The 25,023-nt window shown below is 70.5% G+C and carries 25 protein-coding genes; 9 read left to right on the top strand and 16 right to left on the bottom strand.

Annotated elements, in window-relative coordinates; translation table 11 throughout:
• The first annotated feature begins 81 nt into the window (after window positions 1-81).
• Window positions 82-1,059, top strand: a complete 978-nt coding sequence (locus A4R43_RS27020; RefSeq protein WP_113694876.1) for an endonuclease/exonuclease/phosphatase family protein — start codon at window positions 82-84, stop codon at window positions 1,057-1,059.
• Here the strand turns inward: A4R43_RS27020 and A4R43_RS27015 are convergent.
• From A4R43_RS27015 to A4R43_RS27005, 3 genes are all read right to left on the bottom strand, one after another.
• A complete protein-coding gene (locus A4R43_RS27015; protein WP_236808303.1) occupies window positions 1,043-1,873 on the bottom strand; it encodes an SIR2 family NAD-dependent protein deacylase in 831 nt (276 codons plus the stop codon). The two genes, A4R43_RS27020 and A4R43_RS27015, sit on opposite strands and share 17 nt — an antisense overlap.
• Window positions 1,870-2,181, bottom strand: a complete 312-nt coding sequence (locus A4R43_RS27010) for an antibiotic biosynthesis monooxygenase family protein (protein WP_113694875.1) — start codon at window positions 2,179-2,181, stop codon at window positions 1,870-1,872. The genes A4R43_RS27015 and A4R43_RS27010 overlap by 4 nt, the downstream gene beginning before the upstream one ends.
• A 127-nt stretch (window positions 2,182-2,308) precedes the next feature.
• Window positions 2,309-3,736: a M1 family metallopeptidase gene (locus tag A4R43_RS27005; protein ID WP_113697904.1), complete on the bottom strand. Its 1,428-nt coding sequence runs from the start codon at window positions 3,734-3,736 to the stop codon at window positions 2,309-2,311.
• A gap of 14 nt (window positions 3,737-3,750) precedes the next feature.
• Here A4R43_RS27005 and A4R43_RS27000 point away from each other — a divergent pair, with 14 nt between their 5' ends.
• A complete protein-coding gene (locus A4R43_RS27000; RefSeq protein ID WP_113694874.1) occupies window positions 3,751-4,515 on the top strand; it encodes an alpha/beta fold hydrolase in 765 nt (254 codons plus the stop codon).
• On the opposite strand, the gene A4R43_RS26995 is transcribed toward A4R43_RS27000, so the two are convergent.
• Window positions 4,505-5,566 (bottom strand): peptidoglycan recognition protein family protein, encoded by a 1,062-nt coding sequence (locus tag A4R43_RS26995; protein WP_113694873.1) that lies wholly within the window; start codon window positions 5,564-5,566, stop codon window positions 4,505-4,507. The two genes, A4R43_RS27000 and A4R43_RS26995, sit on opposite strands and share 11 nt — an antisense overlap.
• A 184-nt stretch (window positions 5,567-5,750) precedes the next feature.
• On the bottom strand, window positions 5,751-6,626 hold the full coding sequence (locus tag A4R43_RS26990; protein ID WP_113694872.1) for an HhH-GPD family protein: 876 nt from the start codon (window positions 6,624-6,626) through the stop codon (window positions 5,751-5,753).
• Window positions 6,627-6,703: 77 nt separating this feature from the next.
• On the opposite strand from A4R43_RS26990, the gene A4R43_RS26985 reads away from it, so the two are divergent.
• Complete coding sequence (locus A4R43_RS26985) at window positions 6,704-7,240, top strand: TIGR03086 family metal-binding protein (RefSeq protein ID WP_113694871.1); 537 nt, start codon at window positions 6,704-6,706, stop codon at window positions 7,238-7,240.
• Between the two features lie 157 nt (window positions 7,241-7,397).
• Here A4R43_RS26985 and A4R43_RS26980 read toward each other — a convergent pair whose 3' ends face one another.
• A complete protein-coding gene (locus A4R43_RS26980; RefSeq protein WP_113694870.1) occupies window positions 7,398-8,498 on the bottom strand; it encodes a LacI family DNA-binding transcriptional regulator in 1,101 nt (366 codons plus the stop codon).
• A gap of 153 nt (window positions 8,499-8,651) precedes the next feature.
• Here A4R43_RS26980 and A4R43_RS26975 point away from each other — a divergent pair, with 153 nt between their 5' ends.
• From A4R43_RS26975 to A4R43_RS26965, 3 genes are read left to right on the top strand one after another with little or no spacing between them, the layout of a single operon-like run.
• Window positions 8,652-9,710 carry a metal ABC transporter solute-binding protein, Zn/Mn family gene (locus tag A4R43_RS26975; RefSeq protein ID WP_113694869.1) on the top strand — a complete coding sequence of 353 codons (1,059 nt, stop codon included), beginning with the start codon at window positions 8,652-8,654 and terminating at the stop codon, window positions 9,708-9,710.
• Entirely contained in the window at window positions 9,707-10,531 is an 825-nt protein-coding gene (locus A4R43_RS26970) for a metal ABC transporter ATP-binding protein (protein WP_113694868.1), read from the top strand. The genes A4R43_RS26975 and A4R43_RS26970 overlap by 4 nt, the downstream gene beginning before the upstream one ends.
• Window positions 10,532-11,425 carry a metal ABC transporter permease gene (locus A4R43_RS26965; RefSeq protein WP_113694867.1) on the top strand — a complete coding sequence of 298 codons (894 nt, stop codon included), beginning with the start codon at window positions 10,532-10,534 and terminating at the stop codon, window positions 11,423-11,425.
• On the opposite strand, the gene A4R43_RS26960 is transcribed toward A4R43_RS26965, so the two are convergent.
• Genes A4R43_RS26960 through A4R43_RS26950 form a run of 3 tightly spaced genes read right to left on the bottom strand, consistent with a single transcriptional unit; the run spans window position 11,379 to window position 15,198 of the window.
• The gene (locus tag A4R43_RS26960; protein WP_113694866.1) at window positions 11,379-12,692 is read right to left on the bottom strand and encodes an alginate O-acetyltransferase AlgX-related protein; all 1,314 of its coding nucleotides are present in this window, start codon (window positions 12,690-12,692) and stop codon (window positions 11,379-11,381) included. The two genes, A4R43_RS26965 and A4R43_RS26960, sit on opposite strands and share 47 nt — an antisense overlap.
• A gap of 13 nt (window positions 12,693-12,705) precedes the next feature.
• Window positions 12,706-13,932 (bottom strand): DUF445 domain-containing protein, encoded by a 1,227-nt coding sequence (locus tag A4R43_RS26955; protein ID WP_113694865.1) that lies wholly within the window; start codon window positions 13,930-13,932, stop codon window positions 12,706-12,708.
• 42 nt (window positions 13,933-13,974) lie between these two features.
• A complete protein-coding gene (locus A4R43_RS26950) occupies window positions 13,975-15,198 on the bottom strand; it encodes a DUF445 domain-containing protein (protein ID WP_418190754.1) in 1,224 nt (407 codons plus the stop codon).
• A gap of 92 nt (window positions 15,199-15,290) precedes the next feature.
• Between A4R43_RS26950 and A4R43_RS26945 the strand changes: the two genes are divergently transcribed.
• Window positions 15,291-16,175, top strand: a complete 885-nt coding sequence (locus A4R43_RS26945) for a coiled-coil domain-containing protein (protein WP_113694863.1) — start codon at window positions 15,291-15,293, stop codon at window positions 16,173-16,175.
• Here A4R43_RS26945 and A4R43_RS26940 read toward each other — a convergent pair.
• Window positions 16,162-17,550, bottom strand: a complete 1,389-nt coding sequence (locus A4R43_RS26940) for an FGGY family carbohydrate kinase (protein ID WP_236808302.1) — start codon at window positions 17,548-17,550, stop codon at window positions 16,162-16,164. The genes A4R43_RS26945 and A4R43_RS26940 overlap by 14 nt on opposite strands.
• A 224-nt stretch (window positions 17,551-17,774) precedes the next feature.
• Here A4R43_RS26940 and lepB point away from each other — a divergent pair, with 224 nt between their 5' ends.
• Window positions 17,775-18,590: a signal peptidase I gene (gene lepB / locus A4R43_RS26935; RefSeq protein ID WP_162788609.1), complete on the top strand. Its 816-nt coding sequence runs from the start codon at window positions 17,775-17,777 to the stop codon at window positions 18,588-18,590.
• On the opposite strand, the gene A4R43_RS26930 is transcribed toward lepB, so the two are convergent.
• Entirely contained in the window at window positions 18,526-19,170 is a 645-nt protein-coding gene (locus tag A4R43_RS26930) for a hypothetical protein (RefSeq protein ID WP_113694860.1), read from the bottom strand. The genes lepB and A4R43_RS26930 overlap by 65 nt on opposite strands.
• 170 nt (window positions 19,171-19,340) lie before the next feature.
• Here A4R43_RS26930 and A4R43_RS26925 point away from each other — a divergent pair, with 170 nt between their 5' ends.
• Window positions 19,341-20,195, top strand: a complete 855-nt coding sequence (locus A4R43_RS26925; protein ID WP_113694859.1) for an imine reductase family protein — start codon at window positions 19,341-19,343, stop codon at window positions 20,193-20,195.
• Here the strand turns inward: A4R43_RS26925 and A4R43_RS26920 are convergent.
• The 5 genes from A4R43_RS26920 to cysS all read right to left on the bottom strand — a co-directional run bounded on the left by A4R43_RS26920 (window position 20,188) and on the right by cysS (window position 24,991).
• Entirely contained in the window at window positions 20,188-20,601 is a 414-nt protein-coding gene (locus A4R43_RS26920; protein WP_113694858.1) for a type II toxin-antitoxin system VapC family toxin, read from the bottom strand. The two genes, A4R43_RS26925 and A4R43_RS26920, sit on opposite strands and share 8 nt — an antisense overlap.
• A complete protein-coding gene (locus A4R43_RS44825; RefSeq protein ID WP_418190753.1) occupies window positions 20,598-21,023 on the bottom strand; it encodes a helix-turn-helix domain-containing protein in 426 nt (141 codons plus the stop codon). The genes A4R43_RS26920 and A4R43_RS44825 overlap by 4 nt, the downstream gene beginning before the upstream one ends.
• A 106-nt stretch (window positions 21,024-21,129) precedes the next feature.
• Window positions 21,130-22,566, bottom strand: coding sequence for an MBOAT family O-acyltransferase (locus A4R43_RS26910; RefSeq protein ID WP_113694857.1), 1,437 nt, complete (start codon window positions 22,564-22,566; stop codon window positions 21,130-21,132).
• A 68-nt stretch (window positions 22,567-22,634) separates the two neighbouring features.
• Entirely contained in the window at window positions 22,635-23,603 is a 969-nt protein-coding gene (gene rlmB, locus A4R43_RS26905; RefSeq protein ID WP_113694856.1) for a 23S rRNA (guanosine(2251)-2'-O)-methyltransferase RlmB, read from the bottom strand.
• Between the two features lie 2 nt (window positions 23,604-23,605).
• A complete protein-coding gene (gene cysS / locus A4R43_RS26900) occupies window positions 23,606-24,991 on the bottom strand; it encodes a cysteine--tRNA ligase (RefSeq protein WP_113694855.1) in 1,386 nt (461 codons plus the stop codon).
• Window positions 24,992-25,023: the final 32 nt, after the last annotated feature.

The following is a 25,023-nucleotide window of genomic DNA, read 5'->3' as shown; positions in this document are numbered from 1 at the left end:
CCGGGGGAGCTGGCAGGGCACGCACAGCGCGCTGTCAGGAGTTGCCAGGTCGTGCCAGCGGATTTGGGCATACTGGCTGGCATGATCGATCAGCAGGAGGCGCCGCCACGCAAGGTGAGCCTGGGTGCGCGCGTGGTGACCGGGCTGCTGGTGCTGGCCACCGTGCCGCTGGTGGTGCTCGTCGCGATGCGCCTGCTCGGCATCGACGGCAACGCCTACACCACCGCCGCGCTCGCGCTCACGCCTTACCTGACCGTGGCCGGGTTCCTGCTGGGCGTGCTGGCGCTGGTGCTGCGGCGGTGGAAAACCGGCGCGGTGGTGCTGGTGCTGGTCGCCGCGCTGGTATCGGTGGTGGTGCCGCGCATGGTCGCCGAGGAACAGCCCGCGGTGACCGGCCGGGACCTGCGGGTGATGGCGTCGAACCTGTTCCTCGGCCGCGCCGAGGCGCAGTCCATTGTGGACCTGGTGCGGGCCAACCAGGTGGAGGTGCTGAGCCTGCTGGAGCTGAGCCCGGCGATGGTGGGGGACCTGGAGCGCGCCGGGTTGTTCACCCTGCTGCCACACCGGGTGCTGCACCCGATCCGCGGTGGGGCCGGGTCGGGGCTGGTGTCGAAGTACCCGCTGACCGAAGCGAACCTGGCCGGGCCGTCGAGGCTGCGGCAGCCGAGCGCGCGGGTCGAGTTCGGCGACGGCAGCGGGGTGGAGATCGTCGCGGTGCACCCGATGCCGCCGGTGGAGGCCCCGGCGGACTGGAAGGCGGAATTGGCCGGGCTGCCCGAGCCGACGGCCGACCTGCCGGTGCGCATCCTCGCCGGGGACTTCAACGCCACCTTCGACCACGCGTCGTTCCGCGAGCTGATCGACGCCGGGTACGCCGACGCCGCGGCGGAACTGGGCAAGGGCTGGCGCCCGACCTGGCCGGGCAAGGTCTTCCCGCCGCCGGTGACCATCGACCACATCCTGGTCGACGACCGGGTGGCCGTCCGCGACTTCCAGGTGTTCGACGTCGCGGCCAGCGACCACGACGCGGTCTACGCCCAGCTCACCGTGCCGGTGTGAGCGCCGAATCGAGGCGGGACAACGCATCCAGCGAAGTGAGCGGCAGCGAGATGCCGCGCCCGTGGCGGACATCGGGCTCACGCGGGTTGATCCGGATCAGCTTGCCGGTGGCCGCGCTGGCCAGCTCGGCGTAGCGGCGCACGGTCGGCACGGCCTTGCCCGCGCCCACTTCGACGACCACGAGGTCGCGGTGCTTGCGGCGCCACGCGGTGAGCGCTTCGAGCGGGCCGTCGCTGCGGTGGGGGAGCCAGCCGAAGTCGTCGAACATCAGGATGTTCGGCCTGGCCAGGCCACCGCAGTCGGGGCAGGACGGCAGCGGCGGCCGCGCACGCATGGTCTCCGGATCGACCTCGACTTCGATGTTGTCGGCTGCCCAGATCCGGTCACCGCAGCGGCTGAAGCACTGCAGGTGGTGGATCGAGCCGTGCACCTCACCGACGTGCCCGGCCGGCCAGCCCGCCCGCTGGAACTGTCCGTCCACATTGGAGGTGAACACCCTGGCGCCGCCGGGCTTGCCCGCGCCCCACCGGCGCAGGATCTCGAATCCCCGGTGCGGCGTGGTTTCGCGGTACAGGTGCAGGCGGTGGCCGAAGAAACCCCAGGCCAGTTCCGGATCCGCGCCGAAGTGCCCCGGATCGGCCAGCTCGGCGAAGCTCAGGCCGAGCCGGGCGTACGGCGGGTAGGCACGCCAGAAGCCCTCGTCACCGCGGTAGTCGGGCAGCCCGGAGTCGACGCCCATGCCCGCGCCCGCGCAGACCAGCAGCGCTTCCGCGCCGCCGATCCACTCGGCGGCACGGTCCACCGCGTCCGTCACTGGTCGTGCTGGTCCAGCGTGCTCAGCACAACCTCGAACTCCAGCAGGCTGGCGCCACTGGCCACCGGCTTGCGCTGCCCGCCGTGCGCCTCCTTGGCCGGGCCGTCGGCCCAGGCGCGGAAGTGCTCCTCGGACTCCCACTTGGAGTAGACGAAGTAGCGGTTGTCCCCGGCGACCGGGCGCAGCAACTCGAACGAGATGAAGCCGGGCTGCCCGTCCACCGCGTGGAGCCGGGCCATGAACCGCTTCTCCAGCTCGGGCCCGGCGCCCTCGGGAACCTCGATTGCGTTGATCTTCACCACAGCCATGGGGTTAGCGTACGTGCTACCCGGCGACCCCGGCTTGCGTTCCGCTGCCGCCCTGATGTCACGAATGTGGCTTTCGAGACGTCTGGTGTCTCGAAAGCCACATTCGTGACATCGGCGGGGCCACCGGTCAGGGGCGGAGGGAGCCGGGGTAGAGGTGCTCGTCGGCGGGCAGTTCGGTGCCGCGGAACCAAGCGTCGAAGAACGGGCCGAGATCGCTCCGGCCCGCCTTCGCGCTGACGAACTGCTCGAACTCCCGCCAGGTGGCGTTCCCGTCCTTGTGCAGCGACGGCCACTCCCGCAGCACGGCCGCGAAGGGCTCGTCGCCGATTGTCCGCCGCAGCGCGTGCATGGCGAGAATGCCCTTGTCGTAGACGCCGTCGAACTCCGCGCCCGCGGCGGCTTCGTGCAGCTTCGACGACCACAGCCGCGTGCTTTCCCGCGTCCGGTCGATCGTCGAGCGGTACCGGTCGTCGAGGTTCTCGCCGTCCTTCGCCTCGGCCCACAGCCACTGGCTGTAACTGGCCACGCATTCGTTGAGGCACACGTCCGACCAGTCGCGCACGGAAACCGAGTTGCCGTACCACTGGTGCGCCAGCTCGTGCACCACCGTCTCCAGGTCGGCCCAGTTCGCGTAGGTCGGCCGCCCCTGCGTTTCGAGCGAGTACCCGATCCGGTCGTCGGTGTAGATGCCACCGGCCGCGGTCTGCGGGTACGGGCCGAAGCGCGACGCCAGGAACTCCACCGCCTCCGCCGTGCGCGCGGCCACCTCGCGCTTGCCCTCCGCACCCGGCGCAAACGCGTTCACCAGGGGCTTTCCGTCGGGGAGCGTGCTCCGGTCGAAGGTGAAGCGATCGATCGCGACGGTGGTCAGGTAGCTCGCGGCCGGGGTGTCGTCACGCCAGGTCGAGGTGGTCCAGCCGCCGTCCGTCCTGGTGCCCTCCTCGATGCCGCCGGACACCACCGACCAGCCCTCCGGTACGCGCGCGGTCACCCGGAAGGTGGCCTTGTCACGCGGGGTCTCGTTGACCGGGTACCAGTACGCGGCCGAGTGCGGCTGGCCGACGACGTACGCCCCACCGGACGGCGACGGGTGCCAGCCGCCGGCCCCGAGACCCTCCTCACCGCTGCTCGGCTGGCCCGAGTACCGCACCCGCGTCTTGAACGTCTGCCCAGTTGCAAGCGTTTGCGCCGGGGTGATGACCAGCTCGAACTCGCCGTCACGGGTGAACTCCGCGCGCTGCCCGTCGACCTCCACGGACGCCACGTCCAGCCCGCGCAGGTCCAGGTTGAACCGGCTCAGGTCCTGCGTGGCCGTCGCGGTGAGGGTGGTGTCGCCGTCGAGGTGCTTCGACGGCGGGTCGTAGGTGATCGAGACGTCGTACCCGAGCGCGTCGTAGCCGCCGTTGCCGTCGTTCGGGTACGCCGGATCACCGGCACCCGGCGCGCCCGGGGTGGCCACGCCCGGCACGGGCGCCGCCGGCGGATCCGCGGCCGGGGTGCAGCCGATAATGAGCGGCACCAGACCGCCGAGGACGAGGAACGGGCGGCGGCGCATGGGCGGGAGCATAGATGGACCGGCGTGACACTGTTGTTGACTTCGGCGGCGACGGCCCGCCGATCCTGCTGCTCCACGGGCTGATGGGCCGCGCGCGCACCTGGTGGACGCCCGCGCAGTGGCTCAAGCCGTACGGGCACGTGGTCGCGCTGGACGCCGCCGGGCACGGGCGTGCCGCGCGGACCGGGCCGTGGACCACCGAGCGCTTTGTCGGCGACGTGCTGGACACCATCCGGTGGCTGGACGAGGGACCGGCGATCGTGATCGGCCACTCCATGGGCGGGCTGCACGCCTGGGGTGCCGCGGCGGCCGCCCCGGACCTGGTGCGTGCGGTGGTCTCCGAGGACATGGCGCCCGACCAGGTCGGCAAGACGGTGGACCGGTGGCGCTCGTATTTCGACTCATGGCCGGTCCCGTTCGAATCGCTCGCCCACGTGCGCGCCTTCTTCGGTGAGCTCGGCGACTACTTCACCGAATGCGTGGTCGAGCGCGAGGACGGCTTCCACCTCGCCGCGGAACTCGAGAACCTGTACGAGATCGCGGCCGAATGGGGGGTCCGCGACTACTGGTCCATTGTGGACGCGGTGAAGTGCCCGCTGCTGGTGGTCGAAGGCGGCCGGGGCTCGATGCCGCCGGGGCAGCAGGCGCGGGTCGCGGCGCGGGCGGCCGACGGCAGGCACGTGCTCGTGCCGGGCGCGCACCACGTGGTGCACCTCGCCGCGCCCCGGGCCTACCGGGGCGCGGTCGAGGCTTTCCTGTCCGAAGTGCTCAGTCGTTGAGCAGTTCCTTCCACGCCCGCGTGGAAAGCTCGGTCACCCCGGCGGTGCGGGCACCCGCCGCGTCGGCGAGCACCGCGGCCGCGCGGGCCGCTTCGCTGTCCGTGCCCGGCTTGACCGGACGCGCCAGCAGCGGCCAGATGTCCGCGCCGAAGAACCCGGTCTCGTCGGCGTGCGCCGAAGCGGTGCACTGGTGCGGCTCGATGCCGCGTGCCGCCACGAGCCCGCTCACCGCGTCCTTCGTGGACTGTCCGAACACACCGTCGGCACGCAGGTTCCGCGCCCCGGCGTCACGCAGCAGGTGCTGGGCGGCCAGCACCCGCGGGCCGGACTCGCCCGGCTTGAGCAGCGGCCACTCCAGCGGCTGCTCCACCGGCGAGCCGAGTGCTTCGCCCACCGCCGTGCGCAGTTCCGGCAGCCTGCCGTAGAGCACGCCGCCGGGGCACTCGGTGGAGTTGAAGTCCCGGTGCCCCTTGATGTTCGCGGTGCCGATGCCGTACTGGCTCGCCATGTAGGCGACCAGCTTCACCAGCGAGTCCCACAGCGCCTTCGGCACGTCGACCTCGGTGTAGAGGCCCTCGTTCTCGATGCCGATGACCTGGCTGTTGTGCCCGCCGACGTTGGCGCCCTGGACGTGCTTGGTGCCGCCGCGCAGGGTTTTCAGGCTCTCGTGACGGCCCTCGGTGATGTAGCCACCGCGGCTGTTGGTGAACTGCTGCCCGGTGTCGATCCAGCCGCGGGTGTCCATGTGGAAGTTCTGGATCGCCTTGGAGATGGCGAAGGCGCGTTCCTTGGAGAAGTCGTCGGTGTTGCCCGGCTCCACGGTGTGGTGCACCACGATGTAGGTGGGCTTGTGGTTCTCGATGGTGATCGCCCCGCTCGGCGGGCGGGCGCCCCAGGCGGTGGTGCTGTAGATCGTCGGTTCCGGTGCGGCCCCGGCGGCCAGCTCGGCGTTCGCGGCGTGGGCCGTCCAGCCGCCGAACGCGCCGACCGCGGTCACGGTCAGGCCGCCCTTGAGCGCGGTACGTCGGTCAAAACCCGGTTTTCCGGCCATTCGATCTCCCTCGGCCAGGGCGCGGCGGAACGCGAGGCCCACCGGCCCAGATCGGTTTCTGGCGGTCATTCGGTTATGCGCAGGTGTTCATCGCAGGGTGCGCTCCGGAACGGTAACCGCCCGGCCACGTACAGACAATAGATAACCAACTTTGGTCTGGAATTGTGGGAAGCTGCCCTAAAGATCAATGTTCACCGGGCAGCGCGAACAACCCGTCCGCGGTTTGCTCGACCAGCCCGTCCACCAGCAGCGAGTCCAGGCAGCGATCGCGCTGCCCGGCCTGCGCCCACGCCTTGTCCAGCCGCGCCTTCTCCACCGGTCCTTCGGTGCCGCGCAGCACGTCCAGCAGCAGGCCGCGGACCTGCCGGTCGGTACCGGCGAACTTCTGCACGGCCTTCGCCGGACCCGCGTAAGCCGGGCGTCCCGCGCGTTGCCAAGCACATCCCGCGTACACCGGGCAGTCGGCGCAGCGCGGTGTGCGCGCGGTGCAGATCAACGCGCCCAGTTCCATCAACGCGGCCGACAGCTTCGCCGCGCGATCTTCTTCCGGCGGCAGCAAGGCTTCCACGTCCGCCATGTCCCGCGTGGTGGACGGCGGACCGGCGTCACCCGCGCCGTGCACCGCGCGGGCCACCACCCGGCGGACGTTGGTGTCCACCACCGGGGCGCGCTTCCCGTACGCGAAAGTGGCCACCGCGCGGGCGGTGTAGGCGCCGATGCCGGGCAACGCCAGCAGTGTGTCCACATCGGACGGAACCACGTCACCGTGCTCGGCGGCGATCACCCCGGCCGCGGCGTGCAACCGCAGCGCGCGGCGCGGGTAGCCGAGCTTGCCCCAGGCCCGCAGCACCTCGCCCTGGGTGGCCGCGGCCAGCGAGGAGGGGCGCGGCCAGCGCGCCATCCACTCGTGCCAGATCGGCTCGACCCTGGCGACCGGGGTCTGCTGCAACATGATCTCGCTGACCAGCACGCCCCAGCCGGTGCGCTCGGCGTGCCGCCACGGCAGGTCGCGGGCGTGGGCGGCGAACCAGTCGATCAGGGTGTCGGCGTCGATGGACATTGCCGGAATCTTACTTGTCGGTCTTGGGGCACCTCGTTCGTCGGGCTGGTGAAAGCCCGTCGGACGAAGGAGAAGAGATGACCACCAAGCTCGCGCTCGACCGCTTCGAGGAACTGCTCGCCGCGGTGCCCGCGGACGGCTGGGAGCGGCCGACGCCCTGCGCCAAATGGACGATCGCCGACCTGACTTCGCACGTCGTCGCGGTTGTGCGGCTGGGCCGCGAACTCGCGCTGGGCGCCGAGTTCCCGCAGGAAGCGGAGGACCAACGCGAGGCCGACCCGGTCGCCGCCTGGCGGGAGGCACGGTACGCGTTGGAGGACGTGCTCGCGAACGCCGATTTCACCGCGGAAGTCGCGGCACCGGTGGGGCCGGTACCGCTGCGCACCATGCTCGACACGTTCTTCCTGACCGAGATCGTGGTGCACAGCTGGGACCTGGCCACCGCGCTCGGCGTGCCACCCGCGCTCGACGCGGAACTGGTGCGGAAGGTGGGGGATTACGTGCGGCCGTTCGGCGGCGCGGGCACCGAAGGCCTGTTCGACCCCGCCGTGCCCACCACACCCGGCGCCGACGAGACCACACGCCTGATGAACCAACTGGGCCGAACGGCCTAGGTGGGATGTCACGAATGTGGCTTTCGAGACATTCGGCGTCTCGAAAGCCACATTCGTGACACTAATCGGCGCAGGCGGCCTAGGGGCCCGTGTCGCAGGAGCGGCGCCTCGCAGGCCACCCGTTCGCGGCATGGCGCCGCCCACGCGGCCTAGCGAACTAGGGGCCGAACCACATCTGCTCGGCGGTGCGCGGCGGGGCGGAGGTCGACCGGACCTTCAGCTCCGTCGGCAGCGTGATCACCCGCGGCGCACCGTGCTCGGCCGAGGCCAGCAGCAGCTTCCCGGCCGCCTTGCCCTTGTCCAGCACGGGCTGGTGCACGGTGGTCAGCCCGTGCCGCTCGGCCTCGGCGATGCCGTCGAACCCGGTCACCGTCAGCTCGGCCGGCACCCGCAGGCCGCGCCGGTCGGCTTCGGCGAGTGCGCCGAGCGCGAGAATGTCCGAGGTGCAGACCAGGGCGGTGACCTGCGGATACGCGTCCAACAGCTGCCGCGCCGCCGACGCGCCGTCGTCCACGGTGTGGTCGAACCGCTCGACCACCGGCACGCTCGACCAGTCCACGCCGACCGCCTCGAAGGCCTTCGCCAGCGCGGCCAGCCGGGTCCGCTGCACGTGGAAGTGGGCCTCGCGCTGGCGCTGCACCGAGGCGAAGTCGTCGTTGCGCTCGCGGGCCAGCCGCATGCACAGCACGCCGATCTGCCGGTGCCCCAGCTCGACCAGGTGGTTGGCCATGCCGGTGATGGCGGCCGCGTCGTCCGGGCCGACCCGGTCCACGCCCTCCACCCGCGGCTGGTCGACGATCACCGTGGGCACCGGCCGTTGCAGCACGGCGGCCAGGTGGGGGTCGTCGTCGGGCACCGAGTAGACGACAAAGCCGTCGACCCCGGCGCGGTGCACGGCCGCGACGTCCTCGCGGCCGGGGCTGGCGGGCACCAGGTGCAGGCCGACGCCCGCGTCCTCGCAGGCCAGCGCGAGCCCTTCGAGCACGCCGATGGCCGCCGGGTCGCGGAAGGCGTAGGAGAGGTTCTCGGTGAGCAGCAGGCCGACCGCGCCCGCCTTGCGCGTCCGCAGGGACCGGGCCACCGGGTCCGGACCCGGATAACCCAGCCGTCGTGCGGTTTCCAGCACGCGGCGGCGCAGCTCGGGGGACAGCTGATCGGGCCGGTTGTAGGCGTTGGACACCGTGGTCCTGGACACGCCCAACTCAGCGGCCAGTGACGCCAGCGTCGCCTGCCGCCTGGTGCGAATTGGACGACCCATCCGGTCACCGTAACGGTTCAGTTCCCGATGGTGAAGCGGGTGCCTGGTCACAGTTGATCTGCCCGCCTCACCCGATGGGGTAAAGTGAATTCGACAACGGTTTCCATTAGCTACTCGCGGTACCCGGACCGCCCCCGTTCAGGAGAACCAGCCATGACCCCTCGCCGCCCGTTCCGCCTGGCCGCCACCACCACGGCCGTCGCCGCCCTCGCCTTCGGGGCGGTGGCCTGCGGCAACGGCGAGCAGGCCGCCTCCACCGACGGCAAGGTCCCGGTGGTGGTCTCCACCAACGTGTGGGGCAGCGTGGTCAGCGCGGTCGGCGGCGACAAGGTGTCGGTGAAGGCGATCATCGACGACCCGAGCGGCGACCCGCACTCCTACCAGTCCACCCCGGAGGACGCCGCCGACGTGGCCGGCGCCAAGCTGCTGCTGGCCAACGGCGGGGGTTACGACGAGTTTTTCACCCAGATGGCTGACCAGGCGCCGGACGCGCGCAAGGTGGTCGCCTTCGACGTCAGCGGACACGCCGCCGAGGGCGACGCGGGCCACGCCGAACCCAGCGCCGCCGAACCGGGCCACGAAGGCGAGCACGGCCACGAAGGCGAGCCAGGTCACGAGGGCGAGGCCGGTCACCAAGAGCCCGGTCACGCAGGCGAGGCCGGTCACGAGAGCCACGCGCACGGCGAGGTCAACGAGCACGTCTGGTACGACCTCCCCACCGTGGGCAAGGTCGCCGACCAGGTCGCCACCCAGCTCGGTGAACTGCAGCCCGCCGACGCCGCCACGTTCACCGCGAACGCCACCCAGTTCAAGGGCAAGCTCGACGAGCTGATCAAGCAGGCCGAGCAGATCGGCACCACCCACCCGGACCGCAAGGTGGTCGCCACCGAGCCCATCGCGCACTACCTGCTGGACACCGCGAAGGTCGCCGACGCCACCCCGCCGGAGTTCGCCAAGGCCATCGAGGAGGAGTCCGAGGTGCCCGCGGCCGCGCAGGACGCGATGAACCAGCTGGTCACCGGCAAGCAGGTGAACGCGGTGATCAACAACGCGCAGACCACCACCCCGGTCACCGAGCAGCTGGTGAACACCGCGAAGGGCGCCGGCGTGCCGGTGGTCGACGTGACCGAGACGCTGCCGGCCGGCGTCACCGACTACATTGCCTGGATGACCCAAGAGGTGAACGACCTGGCCGCGGCGTTGGGCCGATGACCCGACCCACCCGACCTGCTGTCGAGATTTCCGGGGCCCGGCTGAGCTTCGGCGAGCGCACCCTGTGGTCCGGTTTGGACCTCCAGGTGCGGCCGGGGGAGTTCCTCGCCGTTCTCGGCCCGAACGGCTCCGGCAAGACCAGCCTGCTGCGTGTCCTGCTCGGTCAGCAGGGGCTGAGCGCGGGCACGGTCCGGGTGGCCGGGCACGCGCCGGGCGGCAGCAACCCGAACATCGGCTACATCCCGCAGCAGCGCGCGCTGGAGGAGGGCCTGACCCTGCGCGGCACCGACCTGGTCGGCCTCGGCCTGGACGGGCACCGCTGGGGCACCGGCCTGTTCGGCCTGTCGAAGCGCCGTCGCCGGATCGCCGACGCGCTCGAAGCCGTCGGTGCCGAGTCGTACGCGAATTCGCCCGTCGGCAGGCTTTCCGGTGGTGAACAGCAGCGCCTCCGCGTCGCGCAGGCGCTGATCGGCGACCCCGAGGTGCTGCTGTGCGACGAGCCGCTGCTCTCGCTCGACCTCGCGCACCAGCGGGTGGTCAGCGGCCTGATCGACGCGCGACGCCGGGCCGCCGACACCGCCGTGCTCTTCGTCACGCACGAGATCAACCCCATCCTGTCCTATGTGGACAGGGTGCTGTACCTGGTGAACGGGGAGTTCCGCATCGGCACCCCGGACGAGGTGATGAGCTCGGCCACGCTGTCCGAGCTGTACCGCACCCACGTCGAGGTGCTGCGGGTCGGCGGGCAGATCCACGTCGCCGGCGCGCAGAGCGCGCTCTGCGAGGACGAATCCCACCACCTCACCGACCAGGTTTCCTGAATGGACAAGCTCTTCGACTTCACGCTCACCGAGCGTCTCCTCGGCCTGCCCTTCGTGCAGAGCGGGCTGCTCGCCGCGGCCGTGCTCGGCGTGGTGGCGGGTCTGCTCGGCCCGCTGATCGTGATGCGGCGGATGTCGTTCGCCGTGCACGGCACCGCGGAACTGGCCTTCACCGGCGCGGCGGGCGCGCTGCTGCTCGGCATCGGCGTGGAGTACGGCGCGCTCGCCGGTGCCGTCGTCGCCGCGCTGCTGCTCGGCCTGCTCGGCGGCCGCGAGTCCGAACGCGACTCGGTGATCGGCGCGATCCTGTCCTTCGGGCTCGGCCTCGGCGTGTTGTTCCTGTGGATCTACCCCGGCCGCGCGGCGAACAAGATGGGCATCCTCACCGGGCAGATCATGTCCGTGGACTCGGTGGACGCCACCGTGCTGGTGCTCGCCGCGGCGGTGGTGCTGGCCGTGCTCGCGGTGATCTACCGTCCGCTGCTGTTCGCCAGCGTGGACCGCTCGGTCGCGCTCGCGCGCGGCGTTCCGGTGCACGCGCTGTCCGTGGTTTTTGCCGTGCTGGTCGGCATCGCCACCGCGATCGGCGTGCAGATCGTCGGCGCGCTGCTGGTGGTCGCGCTGATGGTGACCCCGGCCGCGGCGGCCGCACGGGTCACCGCCAGCCCGCTGCGCGCGACCGTGCTGGCCATCGTGTTCGCCGAGGTGGCCGCGCTCGGCGGCATCGTGCTCTCGCTCGCGCCCGGCGCCCCGGCCAGCGCCTTCGTCACCGCGATCTCGTTCCTGATCTACCTGGTCTGCCGGATCATCTCCTCCGTGCGCGGCCGGGCGCGCCGGGCCGAGACGGTCACCGAATCGGCCGAGCGGCCAGCTGCGTCCGCACCGAGTCGATGAACCCGTCCTGCAGGAACGGCAGGTTCCCGGCGGCCACCCCGCGCTCGACCACCTCCAGCACCACCACCTCGGAATCGGCGAAGGCCTTCACCGCGTCGGCGGTGCTGTTGCGCTGGTTGTGGTAGGCGAGCATGGTCACGTCGCTGAAGGCGGCGGTCAGGTACCGCGAGCTGACCTTCACGAACGAATCGCCGTAGAGCAGCGTCTTCTTGGTCACCATGCCGGGCAGCGGGCGCTGCGTGCGGCGCTGCGGTTGCTCCATGCCCTCGACCGGTTCCGCGGTGCGGTCTTCGACGCCGTCCGGCCGCAGCTCGAACTTGGTGTTCGTCTTGGGCGCGCGCTTGCCGAGCAGCGGCGGCAGGTCGGCGTCGATGGTGTAGTCGCCGGACAGCGGGGTCTGCCAGAGCCGGGTCACGCCCGGCCGGATGGCCTCGGCCACCTGCCGCGACAGCACGATCGCGCCCTCGTCGGACCAGTGCGAGTCGTTCGGCGGGTAGATCGGGCGGTTCATCTTCCGCTGCGCGTCGTTGAGGTACGGCTGCAGGTCCACCGCGCCCGCCTCACCGACGATCCGCCGCCACAGCTCCGGGGTGTTGCTGGTGACGCAGTCCTTGCCCGGATAGCTCGACGGCAGGTGCTGCGGCACCATCGTGGTCTTGTCCGGCGCCACCACCAGCACGAACTGGCGCCCGGAGCTTTCCACCGCGTCACGCAGCTTGGCCAGCTGGCCGACGGTCTCGCCGATGTTCCGGGTCGGCGAGCACTTCGCCTCGGCGTCCTGTCCGTAGTACAGCCAGCCGTCCGAACCCTCCACGACCTGCCGGAACCCGGCGTCGCCGTTGGTCGGCCCGCCCGGCCCGACCGGCGGCTGCTCACCCGCCGGGGGCGGCGGGCTGCCCGGCAGCGGCCCCGACTTCGGCGCGCCGCCCTGGTCGAGCGGGGCGGCTTCGCCGAACAGCGCGCGGCTGATCCCGTCCGCGGCCTGGATCGCGCCACTGCGGAAGATCAGCTGGTCGGTCGCCCACTCCGGCAGGTCGGTGACCAGGCCCCAGCCGTCGGAGATGCTGGGGAAGGACTTCAGGCTGTGGTTCTCGATCTCGGCAGGCCGCGCGCCGAACACCCAGAGCAGGGTCGGCGTGACAAAGAAGGCGAGCGCGCAGATCAACGCCGTCCGCTGGCGGCCGCTGTGCCGCGGCCGGTAGAGGGCGTGTTCGCGGGGCAGCCAGGCTTCGTGCACCGCGGGCAGCTGCTGGGGTCGTCGGGACACCTCCCCACCGTACTCAGTGGAGCATGAGCAGGACCTGCAGTTCGCCGACCACGAAGCCGATCACCCCGCCGACCGCGATCAGCTTCCACTCGTCCTGCCGGAACGCGGGCCGCAGCAGGTTCTCGTACTCCTTCGGCGTGAGGTTGAGCATGCGCTCCTCGACCATGTGCGCCACGTCCATCGCCTTGGTCAGATAGCCCTCGGCGTGCCGGACGGTTTCCGGCAGCCGCTGCACCGCGCGCGCGGCGGCGGCCTGCTTCATCTCGTTCAGCCGCCGCGGGCCGATGGTCACCGCCACCATCGGCCCGGCCATGCTGGTCTGCTCGTCGATGGCCTTGGCCACCATCCGCTGCACCAGCGCCACCAGCCGGTCCGAGCGCGGCCCGCGCAGGATCGCGTCGACCAGGTTGTGCACGGTCAGCACCTCGTGCGCGATCAGCTCGCCGTACTGCCGCGCCACCTCGGCCCGCCGCCGCTGGAACTTGCCCTGCAGGGTCACCCTCGGCAGCACCCGCACCGGCTCGCGCGGCACGAAGATCAGCTTGATCGCCAGCCAGTCGGTGAACAGCCCGATGCAGCCGCCGAAGATGGGCAGCACCCACGGTTCCTTGGTCAGCGCCCAGACGATCGCCTGCACCACCCCGAGCCCGAAGCCGAAGTAGATGCCGGTGCGCGCGATGAACGCCATCTCCGGGCGCGAGGTCTCGCGGATCAACCGCACCAGCAGGGCCTTGTCCCTGGTCAGGTGCTGCACGGTCATGTGCTTGACGTCCAGGAACTCGTCGAGGTTCTCGCGGATCTCCAGCATCAGCTCGCGCACCACCCGCGGGGAGGACGCCTGCAGCTGCTTGATGATCAGCTCCTGCGCCATCGAGGGCAGGACCTCCCACAGTCGCGGGTGGTACTCGGCGAGCACGTCGCGCGCGATTTCGTCGACCGCGCGCAGCAGCGGCTGCTCGATCTCGCCGGTGATCTGGTCGGGGTCGATCCGGTCGACGATGTCCTTGAGGTCCAGCAGGTTCGCGGTGAGCAGGTCGGTGGCCACCGCGGCCATCCGGCCGCCGTGCTTGGGCACCACGCCCTGCCAGCCGAGGAACGGCCGGATCCCGACGAACTCCAGCGGCCGGAACATCATCTCGATCGCCACGCGCTTGGTCACGTAACCGATCAGCGCGGCGACGAACGGGATCAGCGCGTACAGCGGCCAGTGCTCGGCGAGATCGGCCAGCACCGCGTCCACCCTGTTCCCCTCCCTGTCGGGGTGCACGGTAGCGGGCGCTGATCAGTGCAGCAGCAGGAGTACCTGCAGTTCACCGACGATTCCGCCGATCACCGCCCCCACGGCGATCAGCTTCCACTCGTCCTGCCGGAAGGCGGGCCGCAGGATGCCCTCGAACTCCAGCGGTTTCAGCTGGCCCATCTTGTCCACGATGGTGTTGCGCACGTCGAGCGCCTCGGTGGCGTACTTCTCCACGTGCCGCACGGTTTCCGGCAGGTGCTCGATCGCCTTCGCCGCGGCCGCGCGCTTGATCTCCTGGTACTCCTTGCCGCCCACGGTCAGCGCGACGAGCGGCTTCGCGATGCTCGCCTGCTCGTCGATGGTGCGCTGCACCTCGCGCTGGATGAGCGCGAACAGCCGGTCCGACTTGGGCCCGGTGAGCACCGCCTCCAGCACGTTCGACACGGTCAGCACCTCGTCGGCGATCAGCGTGCCGTAGTCCTGCGCGACCTGGCGGCGGCGCTTCTGGAACAGGCCCTGCCAGCGGAAGAACAGGAACCGCTTCTCCTCGCGCGGCAGGAAGATCATCTTCAGCGCCAGCCAGTCGGTGACGAACCCGGTGAGGAAGCCGAACAACGGCATGATCAGCGGTTCCTTGGTCAGCGCCCACACGGCGAACTGCACCAGCCCGATGACGAATCCAAAGTAGATCCCCGAGCGGGCGATGAACTTCAGCTCCGGCTGGGCGACTTCTTCGATCAGCCGCACGGTCAGCGCCTTGTCGCGGACCATCGCCTCGATCAGCATGTCGTTGACGTCGAGTACGTCGTCGATGTTGGCGGAGACCTCGCGCAGCAGCCGTGCGACCACCTTCGGCGCCTGCGCGCGGATCCGGTCGAGCAGCAGCCGCTGCGCCCTGGCCGGCAGCAGTTCCCACAACCTGGGCTGGTGCTGCTCCATCACTTCGCGGGTGACGTCCTCCACCGCGCGCAGCAGTGGTTCCTCGAGTTCGGCGACCATGCGGTCCGGGTCGAGCCTGGCGAACAGCTCGCGCGGGTCCACCAGGTGGCTGGTGAGCAGCTCGACCGCGGTGGTGGCCATGCGCCGCGCGTTCGCCGGGATGACGCCCTGCCAGCCGAGAAACGGCGGGACACCACGGAATTCGAGCGGCTTGAACATCATCTTGATGGCCACGCGCTTGGTGACGTATCCGATGAGCGCGGCGATGAGCGGCATCGTCGCGTAGACGTGCCAATGGGCGGCGATGTCGTCGAGTATGGCGCGCACGAACCCCTCCGCTCGTTGGCCGCCCGGCAACAGTAACCGATACCCCATTTGGCGGTATGGGCTGTGAGCCCTCCCATCACTACAGTGCACGAATGGTTGCTGCCGACAAGACCGCCCCGGCTCCGGCTCCCGGCCCCGCCCAGTTCGAACTGACTCGCCGCGGATACAACCAGCGTCAGGTTGACGAGCGCTTCGCGCGCCTGTCCGCCGACCTGAAGGCCGCCTCGCGAGGACGTGACGAGGCGCTGGCTTCGGTCGCCGAGTTGTCCAAGGCGCTCAGCTACGCGCAAAAGGAACTCGCGGAAGCGAAGGACGGCCTCGCCAGGCTGACCGCGAGCCCCACCGGGGCCTCCGCGATGGCCGAACGGGTCCGCATGATGATGCAGCTCGCCGAGGAGGAGATCGCCGAGCTGCGCGCCAAGGCGGACGAGGACGCCGCCGCCACCAGGGAAGAGGCCGACAAGTACTCGCGTGACGCGCGCCGCGCCGCCGAGCAGCTGGCGAAGGAGCGCACCGCCGAGCACGAGCAGCTGCTCGCCGACGGCCGCGCCGAAATCGAGAAGCTCAACGAGGCCGCCGCCGAGGAGCGCCGCCGGCTCGACGCCGAGGCGCAGGCCCGCCGCGACGAGGCCGACAAGAAGGCCGCCGACGAGCTGCTCGCCCGCAAGGCCGAAGCCGAAGCCGCGCTGGAGAAGCACGAAGCCGAGGTCAAGGCACGTGCCGCGGCTTTGCTGGCCGACGCGGAGAAGAAGCTCGCCGACGCCACGGAGGACCGCAAGCTCGCGCTGGACCTGCGGCGCCGGGTCACCGAGCGGATCAGCGCGGCACAGAGCGCGGTGCTGGAAGCGGTCAAACAGCTCGGCCCGGCCGAGCCGGAAGAAGCCAGCGAAAAGCCTGCCTCTGGTGCTGGATCTGGGGACAAGCCTGCGGCTGCCGCCGCCGAGAAGCCGAAGCCTTCGCCGGTCAGCTCGTCGTGACGGCGTGAAGCTCGTCGTCGATCCAGCCGCGTTGGTGTAGTTCGCCGCAGAACCGGTGGTACGAGGCCAGAAGGGCGTCCCGCTCGGCCGCCACCGGTTCCACCGGCGTGCTGCCGCCGTGGTCGCGCAGGCCGCCCGGCCACACCCCGGCGGCGGCCAGCAGTGCGGCCCCGTAAGCCGGTTCTGCGTGCGGTGCCACGTTGATGCGTACTCCGCTCACGGTCGCCCTGATCTGTGTCCACAGTAGACTTTTTTTGGTGCCGGGCCCCGCGGTCAGCAGTGGTTCCGCGGGCACGAGGCGCAGCCGCCGCAAGTGATCCAGGGCGAGCCGCTCGACAAAGGCCGCGCTCTCGAGCCTGGCACGGTGCAACTCCACCTCGTCCGCCGGTTCTCCAGTGATGAACTCGCTGGTTTCGCTGGCGTCAAAGGGTTTCCGGCACAGCACGAGGTCCGCGGGCCCGCGGGCGGCGGCCGCCGCGTCCAGCCGTGCGATGTCCCGGAGCGCCTCACTGCCGAGGTTCGAGGTGATGCCGGGCAACCACCGGCCACCCGGCAGCCGGTAGCTGTCCGGTGCTGGGGTGTCCGACACTCCTTTGAGGACATACGTTTCCCCGAGCATCGCGGCGAACCGGCCGGGCGAGACGGCACCGGCGGCAAGCGCGGCGGCGCAGTCCTCCGGCATGCCCGCCACCACCGGACAGCCCTTCGGCAGCCCGGTCAAGGCGGCGCTGGTACGGGAAACGGTGCCGAGCACGGTCGACGGCGGTACCACTTCGGGCAACCACTTCGACGGTATGCCGAGTGATTTGTGCAGCTCGCTCGCCCAGGTGTCGGCACGCGGGTCGTAACCACTCCCACGCGCATGCCCCGAGTCCACGGCTACGCGTTTTCCGGTCAGTTGGGTGCCGATGACCTCGGGCCCGTGCCGGATCCCGCGTGCCTGGGGAGCGTGCTCAGCCAACCAAGCCACCCGCCCAAGCGCAGCTGACGGCGTTCCCTCCGCGCGCCCGCCGATCTCCATCGCGCGGTTGTTGAAGGCCGCACCTCGCAGGTCGTCCGGGAGCAGGGCCGGTCCGGCCGGGAGCCCCCGCCGGTCCACCGGCACGATGGTGCCCTCGGTGGCCGTCACCGCCACCGCGCCGATCTCCCCGCGTGGCAGGTCCGCGGTGACCTGGCACAACGCCCGTTCGACCGCGGGCCACCACAACCGCGGATCCTGCTCGCTGTGCCCCGGCCGATCGCGAACCGGCGGCGGCAGCGGTACCACCGCCGACGCGCGCACCCGGCCGTCCTCGTCCACCGCGATGGTGTGCACGCACGCGGCACCCAGGGTCGCGATGCCGATGCCGATCGTGATCGAGGTCAGGGGAATCACCGTGCCGTATGCCGTTTCGGCCGATTCTCGCAGGTTTCGGCCGCGACGGCTGCGCATCGCCGAGGTCCGGCGTCGCCCCACGTGTTCGAGTGGGTAGGTGGATAGCGCAAGCAACCAGCTGAGCTTTGCCTGAGACTTTTGCTACGGTTCTGTCGCGACCCCGCCCTTTTTTGCCGCGCGCCGATATTTTTTCGCTGGCGATCTTCGCGAGCGGGGTGAATTCGGTGCCAGGGGTTGGTGAAGAACTGTCGGGAAGACAATCGCGGCCGTGGTGGTGGCGGGGTGCGCCGTTCATCCTGCTGCCGCTGCTGATCGTCGGCGGCTTCCTGGTCGCGTTCGGTTTCCTGCACCCGCGCATCACCGCGGCGCTGGATGGTTCGGACCAGGCGGTCCAGACCGCCGCCGGTGACCGGTCGATGGGCGCCGCGTACACCCCGGGAAGCCTGCTGCTGCTGGGAGAACCGGGCGATGTGCGCCGCGGTGACGTGGTGGTCGTGGACGCCGGGGCGTGGCAGCGGGAGGGGCAGCTGGTCAGCCGGGTGGTCGGCATCGGCGGGGACACGGTGCTCTGCTGCGACCACCGCGACGCACTGGTGGTGAACGGCATTCCGGTGCACGAGGATTACCTCGGACCGGATCGCGGCACATTTCCCTTTAGGGTGGTTGTGCCGCCTAATTCGGTGTTCCTGCTCGGGGACAATCGCGGTAATGCGTTCGATTCCCGCGCATTCGCCGACAGCCCGGAACGCGCCGCACTGCCATTGTCCGCGGTGCGTGGCCGGGTGGTCGCCGAACGTGGGGCCGACGGCGCGGAGCGCAACCTGCCGCAGGCGGGTGCCTTCGTCACGGCCGGGCTCGCCGAACCGCGTCCGGCCGAGACCCTGCCGGGGCCGCTGACCTGGGCCGTTGTCACCGGCTTCGGGTTCGGTGCGCTCGCCGTGGTGACCGGGGCGGCCATGGTGGTGGCGCGCCTGGTCAGGAGACGAGCTTCCGGTGGTCCTCGTGCAGTTGAGCCGGACGCGGCAGATTCGGCTTCTTGATCTCGGCGAGCGCGGCCGGGCCGAGGCGCTGGCGGCGGGAGAAGCCGTACTGCTGGGTGTCGGTGACCTTGCTGAACTCGAGGTCATCGGGCTCGACGCCGATGCCGTAGGCGAACAGGTACTCGTCGGTCAGCGTGTCGGTGAAGGCGCACCAGGCGCCGGCGAACCGCCAGACCTTCGCGGCGAGGATCTCGCCGTCGAGTTCCCAGGAGGCGTTCTCCCAGCGGTGGTGCTCGGCCGCGGCGTGCTCGACCTCGGCGACCACCGCGTCCAGCACCTTCTCCGGCCGCTGGTCGGCGGCGGCGGGCAGGGTGAAGTTGGACATCGCGAAGGCGGCGGTGAAGGCCACTTGGCTGAGCCGGTCGGCGCCGGGCGCGGTGTGCAGTTCGTCGTGGCGTGTGCGGGCGGCCGAGCCGGTGAACACCGCGGCGTCGTTCGAGAAGTGGCCGAGCCAGGCTGCCCACAGTGGAGTGCCGACCTTGCCTTCGAGCGCGGCCAGCCAGCGGGCGCCCTGCCAGGAGTCGCTCAGGCCGTAGAGCGCGAAATCGAGCGGAGGCGAGTCGTCGACGCGGTCGGGCATAACTCGGGAATTCCTTTCCGGTGCCGGTCGACAGGCGGGACCCGGATCTTCTCACCCCGGTGTGGGGCAGGCAACCAGCCCCCGGTCCACACTGGCCCTTTACCTCGACTTTGGTTGAGGTCATATGGTCGCTGAACTGCACTGACGCCAGTCCGGAGAGGATCCATGAAATGACTGACCCGATTACCGTGCTCGGCCTCGGCGAGATGGGCCACGCCCTCGCGGCGGCGTTCGCGGCCGGTGGGCACCCCACCGCGGTGTGGAACCGCACCCCGGGCAAGGCCCCGTCGGGCACCCGCGAGGCCGCGACGGTGGCCGATGCCGTCGCGGCGGGAGGGCTGATCGTGGTCAGCGTGAAGGGCAACGAGGTGGCGCGCACGCTGCTTGAATCGGCGGGTGACCTACGTGGACGCTCGGTGCTGAACCTGACCGACGGCACCTCGGACGAGGCGCGTTCGGTGGCGGACTGGGCTGTTTCGGCCGGGGTGGCGTACCTGCACGGCCAGATCATGACCATCGCACCCGGAATCGGCCACCCGGAAGCCGTGATCTTCTTCGGCGGGAACGCCTCCGTCCACAAAGGCCACTCGGAGGCACTGGCACTGCTCGGCGGGCGAGGCACCTACATCTCCGCCGACCCGGGCGCGCCGACGCTGTACGGCATGGCCGTGCACGACACGATGTGGGGCGCCCTGAACGGTTTCCTGCACGCGGCCGCCCTGCTGACGGACGCCGGCATCCAGGTCTCGGACTTCCTGGACAAGGCCACCCCCTCGGTTTCGGCGCTGCTTTCACACCTCCCGTCGCTCGCCTCCGAAGTGGACAGTGGCTCGTTCGCGCTGGAATTCGGTGCCCTGCAACACCACCTGCCCTCTTTGGCCGACCTCGTCCGGGAAAGCAAAGCGCGCGGCATCGATGCGGAGTTCCCGGCCTACACGCAGAACCTGGTAACGCGCGCCATCGCTTCCGGCCATGCGAACGACAGCTACTCCCGCCTCGTCGACCACTTCCGCAAAGCTAGCTAGGCAGTAGGTCGAAGGAGCGGACGTGCCGCGGCCTGACCACGGAGAAGTGCCGCTCGTCCAGGGTGGCGATGCGCGTCACGCCCAGCCTTTCCGCAAGTGCTACAACACACGCGTCTGCCGTTCCCAGCGGCAGGTCCGCGTATTGCTCGACCAGATCCGCCGCGCGTCCGATGTCGGCGCGATGCATGGACTCGACGGTGTAGACGCCGTCGGCGATGTCGCGGAGGAAATCCGCCTCGGCCTGCGCTCCGGCGCGGGAACCGAGCATGTAGCCGATTTCCGTGAGCAGTGGTTCGGGCAGCACCAAGGGTTCCAGGGTGGTCGTCAGCAACCGCGTGCACCGTTGGTGGTCGTCGTCCCGGCGGTTGCTCATGGCGACCACCGGGCCGGTGTCCAGGATGATCACGCGGTTCTGGTCGACCTGCCACCGAGTTCACGGCGGGCTGCTTCCTTGGCGCGCCTGCCCAGATCCGGTTCACCGTCGAAAACACCGACCGTGCGGAATCGCCGTTGTGGTTTGTCGGCCTGCGCTGGCGCGGCCAGTTCGCGGAGGAAGGCGGCGGCCTCGTCCAGGCGGGAGCCGGGCACCTTGTCCAGCAACTGGTGTGCTTCGGCGCGTTGCTTGTCCTTCGCTGGAGCTGCCGCGCCGCTCCGGCGGATCTGGGTACCGGATTCCGCCAGCATCCTGCGCACGGAGCCGTAGGAGAGCCCAGCCTCCTCGGCCAGTGCGCGGATGCTCTTGCCCTGCTCGTACTTGCGCTTCAACTGCTCGGCGGTGCGGGCGCGCGGCACGCTCCTGGCCGGCCTGCGCTTTCTCAACTCCGCCATCTCGAGCCCTTCCACGTCGCGTGCCCCCCAGTTTAGGTACTCGATGCCGCCCCGCGAACCGGCGCGCGAGTGTGTTGAGCTTAGCGTAATCGATCGTGACGTTGCGTCAGAACTGGTAGTAGAGGAACGGGCTGAAAGTGCCCGTAGCCACCAGGATCGACGCGTACACCAGGCCCACCGTCATCACCGCGATCCTCAGGCCGGTGGCCGGCTTGCTGCGGGACGACTCCAGCAGCGGCCCGGTCACCGGGTGCGCCGGCAGGAACACCACCACCAGCGCGATCAGCAACAGCACCAGCCGCTGGTTGGTCAGCGCCGCCTCGACCACGTCGGTCAGGCCGTCGAAGTCGGGCAGCAGCATGTGCCCGATCATGTTCAGGGCCCGCGTCAGGTCGGCCGACTTGAAGAACACCCAGCCGAACACCACCAGCACGAAGGTCAGCGCCCGCCGCGCGATCATGGCGCCTCGCGCTTTCGGGGCCGCCGACCAGCCGAAGGCGCGTTCGATGATCAGCAACGCGCCGTGGAACATGCCCCAGACCAGGAAAGTCCAGTCCGCCCCGTGCCAGAAGCCGGTGAGCACAAAAACGATGCACAGGTTGCGGTAGGTCTTCGCGGCGCCGTCGCGGTTGCCGCCCAGCGGGATGTAGACGTAGTCCCGGAACCACCGCGACAGCGACATGTGCCACCGCCGCCAGAACTCGGTGATGGTCACCGACGAGTACGGCCGCGCGAAGTTCTCCGGCAGCCGGAACCCGAGCATCCGCCCCAGCCCGATCGCCATGTCCGAATATCCGGAGAAGTCGAAGAACAACTGCAGCGTGTACCCCAGCGCCCCCAGCCACGCCACCGCGAAGGTCATGTCACCCGGCGGCGTGGAAAAGCACGCGTCGACCATCGGGCTGATCGAGTCCGCGATGATCGTCTTCTTGCACAGCCCCAGCGCGAACCGCGGGAACCCGGCGGCGATGTCGTCGAGCCGGTGCGACCGGTGCTGCGGCAGCTGGTCGGCGATCTCCCGGTACCGCACGATCGGCCCGGCGACCAGCTGCGGGAACATCGAGATGTAGGTCGCGAACGACACCGGGTTCTTCAGCGCCTGCCGCTCACCGCGGTAGATGTCGACCACGTACGAGATGTGGTGGAAGGTGTAGAACGAGATCCCGATCGGCAGCGCCAGCTCCACGATCGGGAAGTCACCGCCGAACGCCTGCGCGAACCACGCGATCTGCTCGGTGGCGAACCCGGCGTACTTCCACACCACCAGCATGCCGACGTTGAAACCGATCACGCACAGCAACAGCACCCGCCGCCGCGCGTCCCTGGCGCGGTCCCATTCGCTGGGCTCCAGCGCCGGCCCGGCCAGGTAGTTCAGCACCATGCACGCCAGCAGCAGCAGGGTGAACACCCCGGCGCCGCTGGCGTAGAAGATCAGGCTGCCGACCGCGATGATGCCGTTCCGCCAGCTCCTCGGGCACACCAGCACGGCGACCAGCACCGCGGGCATGAAGTACCACAGGAACAGCGGCGAAACGAACGACATGGCCGAGCGGCTCCCCCTGGTGACGTGTCAGTTCTGTGACCCTAGCCGAGGGGGCGCGGCCGCAGCGCTCAGATCCGCCCGGTCACTCGCCGCAACCGCGCCACTTCGGCCAGCAGCACACCGGCCGCCACCGAGGCGTTCAGCGACTCCACACCGGCCGCCATCGGGATCGACACCGTCGCGTCACACGTCTCGCGCACCAGCCGCGACAACCCGCGGCCCTCGGAGCCGAGCACGATCACCAGCGGATCGGTCGCCAGGTTCAGCTCGTCGATGTCCATCGAGCCGTCGGCGTCCAGCCCGACGATCATCAGGCCGTCGGCGGCCCACGCCTTCAGCTGCCGCGTCAGGTTCGTGGCCACCGCCACCGGCAGCTTCGCCGCGGTACCGGCACTGGTCCGCCACGCCACCGCGGTCATGCCCGCGCTGCGACGCCCGGGCAGCACCACACCGTGCGCGCCGAACGCGGCCGCCGAGCGGATCACCGCGCCCAGGTTGCGCGGGTCGGTCACCCCGTCCAGCGCCACCAGCAGCGGCGGCTCGCCCGAGTCGCGGGCGGCGGCCAGGAGGTCGTCCGGGTGCGCGTACTCGAACGGCGGCACCTGCAGCCCGAGGCCCTGGTGCACCGCGCGGTTGGTCTTGCGGTCGAGCTCCTCGCGCGGGATCTCCAGGATCGAGATGCCGCGGTCGCCGGCCAGCCGCACGGCCTCGGTGACGCGGTCGTCGGCTTCGATGTTGAGCGCCACGTACAGCGCGGTCGCCGGCACGTCCGCGCGCAGCGCCTCGACCACCGGGTTGCGCCCGGCGATCAGCTCCGGCGCCTCGCTCTTGTCCTTGTCGCGCTGCTTGGCCTTGGCCGCGCGCGCGGCGGCCGCCGCGGCCCGGCGCTGCGCCGGGTGGCCCGGCCGCATCTCGGCCTTCGGGGTCGGGCCCTTGCCTTCGAGCCCCTTGCGCCGCTGGCCGCCCGAGCCGACCACGGCGCCCTTCTTGGTGCCGTCCTTGCGAATCGCGCCCCGACGACGGGAGTTGCCTGCCATTGCTACGAGTCCTTAAGGGTCCACTGTGGACCGTTGGGGGTGTCCTCCACCGTGACACCCGCGTTCTGCAACCACGCGCGGACGGAGTCCGCGAGCGTGAAGTCCTTCTCCTTGCGCGCCCGCTGCCGGGTCTCCAGCAACCCGCCGACCAGGTCGGACAGCGCCTGGTGCGCCGGGCTCTCCTGCCCGGCGGCCCACTTCGGGTCGAGCGGGTCGAGCCCGAGCACCGCGGTCATGCCGCGCACCGACCCGGCCAGTTCGAGCGCCCGCTGGGTATCGCCCGAGTCCAGCGCCGCGTTGCCGTCGCGCACGGTGTTGTGCATCACGGCGAACGCCTGCGGGGTGGACAGGTCGTCGTCGAGCGCCGCGGTGAACTCCGCGGGCAGCGCTCCCGGTTCGACCGCGCCCGCCGCGCCCGCGACCCGCCGGAGGAACTGCTCGATCCGGCGATATCCCTGCGCGGCCTCGGAAATCGCCGTGTCGGAGTACTCGATGGTCGACCGGTAGTGCGGCTGCACCAGGTAGTACCGCAGCTCCACGGCCCGGTACCGGCGCAGCATCTCCGGAATCGCGACCACGTTGCCCAGCGACTTCGACATCTTCTCGCCGGACATGGTCACCCACGCGTTGTGCAGCCAGAAGCGGGCGAACGGGTCACCCGCCGCGTTCGACTGCGCGCGCTCGTTCTCGTGGTGCGGGAACACCAGGTCGACCCCGCCGCCGTGGATGTCGAACTCGCGGCCGAGGTAGGCCGTCGACATCGCCGAGCACTCGAGGTGCCAGCCGGGGCGGCCGTCGCCCCACGGCGTCGGCCAGGACGGCTCGCCGGGCTTCGCGCTCTTCCACAGCGTGAAGTCACGCGGGTCGCGCTTGCCCTCGGCGAGGCTCTCGCCCTGCTGGACGTCGTCGAGCTGCTGGCCGGAGAGCGCGCCGTAACCGTCGAACGACTTCACCGAGAAGTACACGTCACCGCCGGCCACGTAGGCGTGCCCGCGATCGATCAGCCGCTGCATCAGCTCGACCATCTGCGTCACGTGGCCGGTGGCCCGCGGCGCGATCGACGGCGGCAGGCAGCCCAGCGCGGTGTAGGCCTCCTCGAAGGCGCGCTCGTGCGTGGCCGCCCACTCCCACCACGGCCGCTCGTTCGCCGCGGCCTTGGTGAGGATCTTGTCGTCGATGTCGGTGACGTTCCGCACGAACAGCACGTCCAGTCCACTGTGGACCAGCCAGCGCCGCAGCACGTCGTAGTTCAGCGCCCCGCGGACGTGCCCGATGTGCGGGATGCCCTGCACGGTCGCCCCGCACACGTACATCGACGCCGTTCCACCGCGGGCGGGCTGGAACTCCCGCAAACTCCTGGACGCCGTGTCGTATAGGTGTAGGGCCACGCCGAAATGGTACGGGTTCGCCGTGACGAAGG

Source organism: Amycolatopsis albispora (assembly GCF_003312875.1).
In the GTDB taxonomy this organism is placed as follows: Bacteria; Actinomycetota; Actinomycetes; order Mycobacteriales; family Pseudonocardiaceae; genus Amycolatopsis; species Amycolatopsis albispora.
The sequence above is the reverse complement of the archived record's forward strand: the minus strand, read 5'-3'. Positions and strand labels throughout refer to the sequence as shown.

What these genes read in the sequence shown, in the direction of transcription:
- A4R43_RS27020 (WP_113694876.1), top strand. Translation starts at nt 82, where the DNA reads ATGATCGATCAGCAGGAGGCGCCGCCACGCAAGGTGAGCCTGGGTGCG.
- A4R43_RS27010 (WP_113694875.1), bottom strand. Translation starts at nt 2,181, where the DNA reads ATGGCTGTGGTGAAGATCAACGCAATCGAGGTTCCCGAGGGCGCCGGG.
- A4R43_RS27005 (WP_113697904.1), bottom strand. Translation starts at nt 3,736, where the DNA reads ATGCGCCGCCGCCCGTTCCTCGTCCTCGGCGGTCTGGTGCCGCTCATT.
- A4R43_RS27000 (WP_113694874.1), top strand. Translation starts at nt 3,751, where the DNA reads ATGGACCGGCGTGACACTGTTGTTGACTTCGGCGGCGACGGCCCGCCG.
- A4R43_RS26995 (WP_113694873.1), bottom strand. Translation starts at nt 5,566, where the DNA reads ATGGCCGGAAAACCGGGTTTTGACCGACGTACCGCGCTCAAGGGCGGC.
- A4R43_RS26990 (WP_113694872.1), bottom strand. Translation starts at nt 6,626, where the DNA reads ATGTCCATCGACGCCGACACCCTGATCGACTGGTTCGCCGCCCACGCC.
- A4R43_RS26985 (WP_113694871.1), top strand. Translation starts at nt 6,704, where the DNA reads ATGACCACCAAGCTCGCGCTCGACCGCTTCGAGGAACTGCTCGCCGCG.
- A4R43_RS26980 (WP_113694870.1), bottom strand. Translation starts at nt 8,498, where the DNA reads ATGGGTCGTCCAATTCGCACCAGGCGGCAGGCGACGCTGGCGTCACTG.
- A4R43_RS26975 (WP_113694869.1), top strand. Translation starts at nt 8,652, where the DNA reads ATGACCCCTCGCCGCCCGTTCCGCCTGGCCGCCACCACCACGGCCGTC.
- A4R43_RS26970 (WP_113694868.1), top strand. Translation starts at nt 9,707, where the DNA reads ATGACCCGACCCACCCGACCTGCTGTCGAGATTTCCGGGGCCCGGCTG.
- A4R43_RS26965 (WP_113694867.1), top strand. Translation starts at nt 10,532, where the DNA reads ATGGACAAGCTCTTCGACTTCACGCTCACCGAGCGTCTCCTCGGCCTG.
- A4R43_RS26945 (WP_113694863.1), top strand. Translation starts at nt 15,291, where the DNA reads ATGGTTGCTGCCGACAAGACCGCCCCGGCTCCGGCTCCCGGCCCCGCC.
- A4R43_RS26930 (WP_113694860.1), bottom strand. Translation starts at nt 19,170, where the DNA reads ATGCCCGACCGCGTCGACGACTCGCCTCCGCTCGATTTCGCGCTCTAC.
- A4R43_RS26925 (WP_113694859.1), top strand. Translation starts at nt 19,341, where the DNA reads ATGACTGACCCGATTACCGTGCTCGGCCTCGGCGAGATGGGCCACGCC.
- A4R43_RS44825 (WP_418190753.1), bottom strand. Translation starts at nt 21,023, where the DNA reads ATGGCGGAGTTGAGAAAGCGCAGGCCGGCCAGGAGCGTGCCGCGCGCC.
- A4R43_RS26910 (WP_113694857.1), bottom strand. Translation starts at nt 22,566, where the DNA reads ATGTCGTTCGTTTCGCCGCTGTTCCTGTGGTACTTCATGCCCGCGGTG.
- rlmB (WP_113694856.1), bottom strand. Translation starts at nt 23,603, where the DNA reads ATGGCAGGCAACTCCCGTCGTCGGGGCGCGATTCGCAAGGACGGCACC.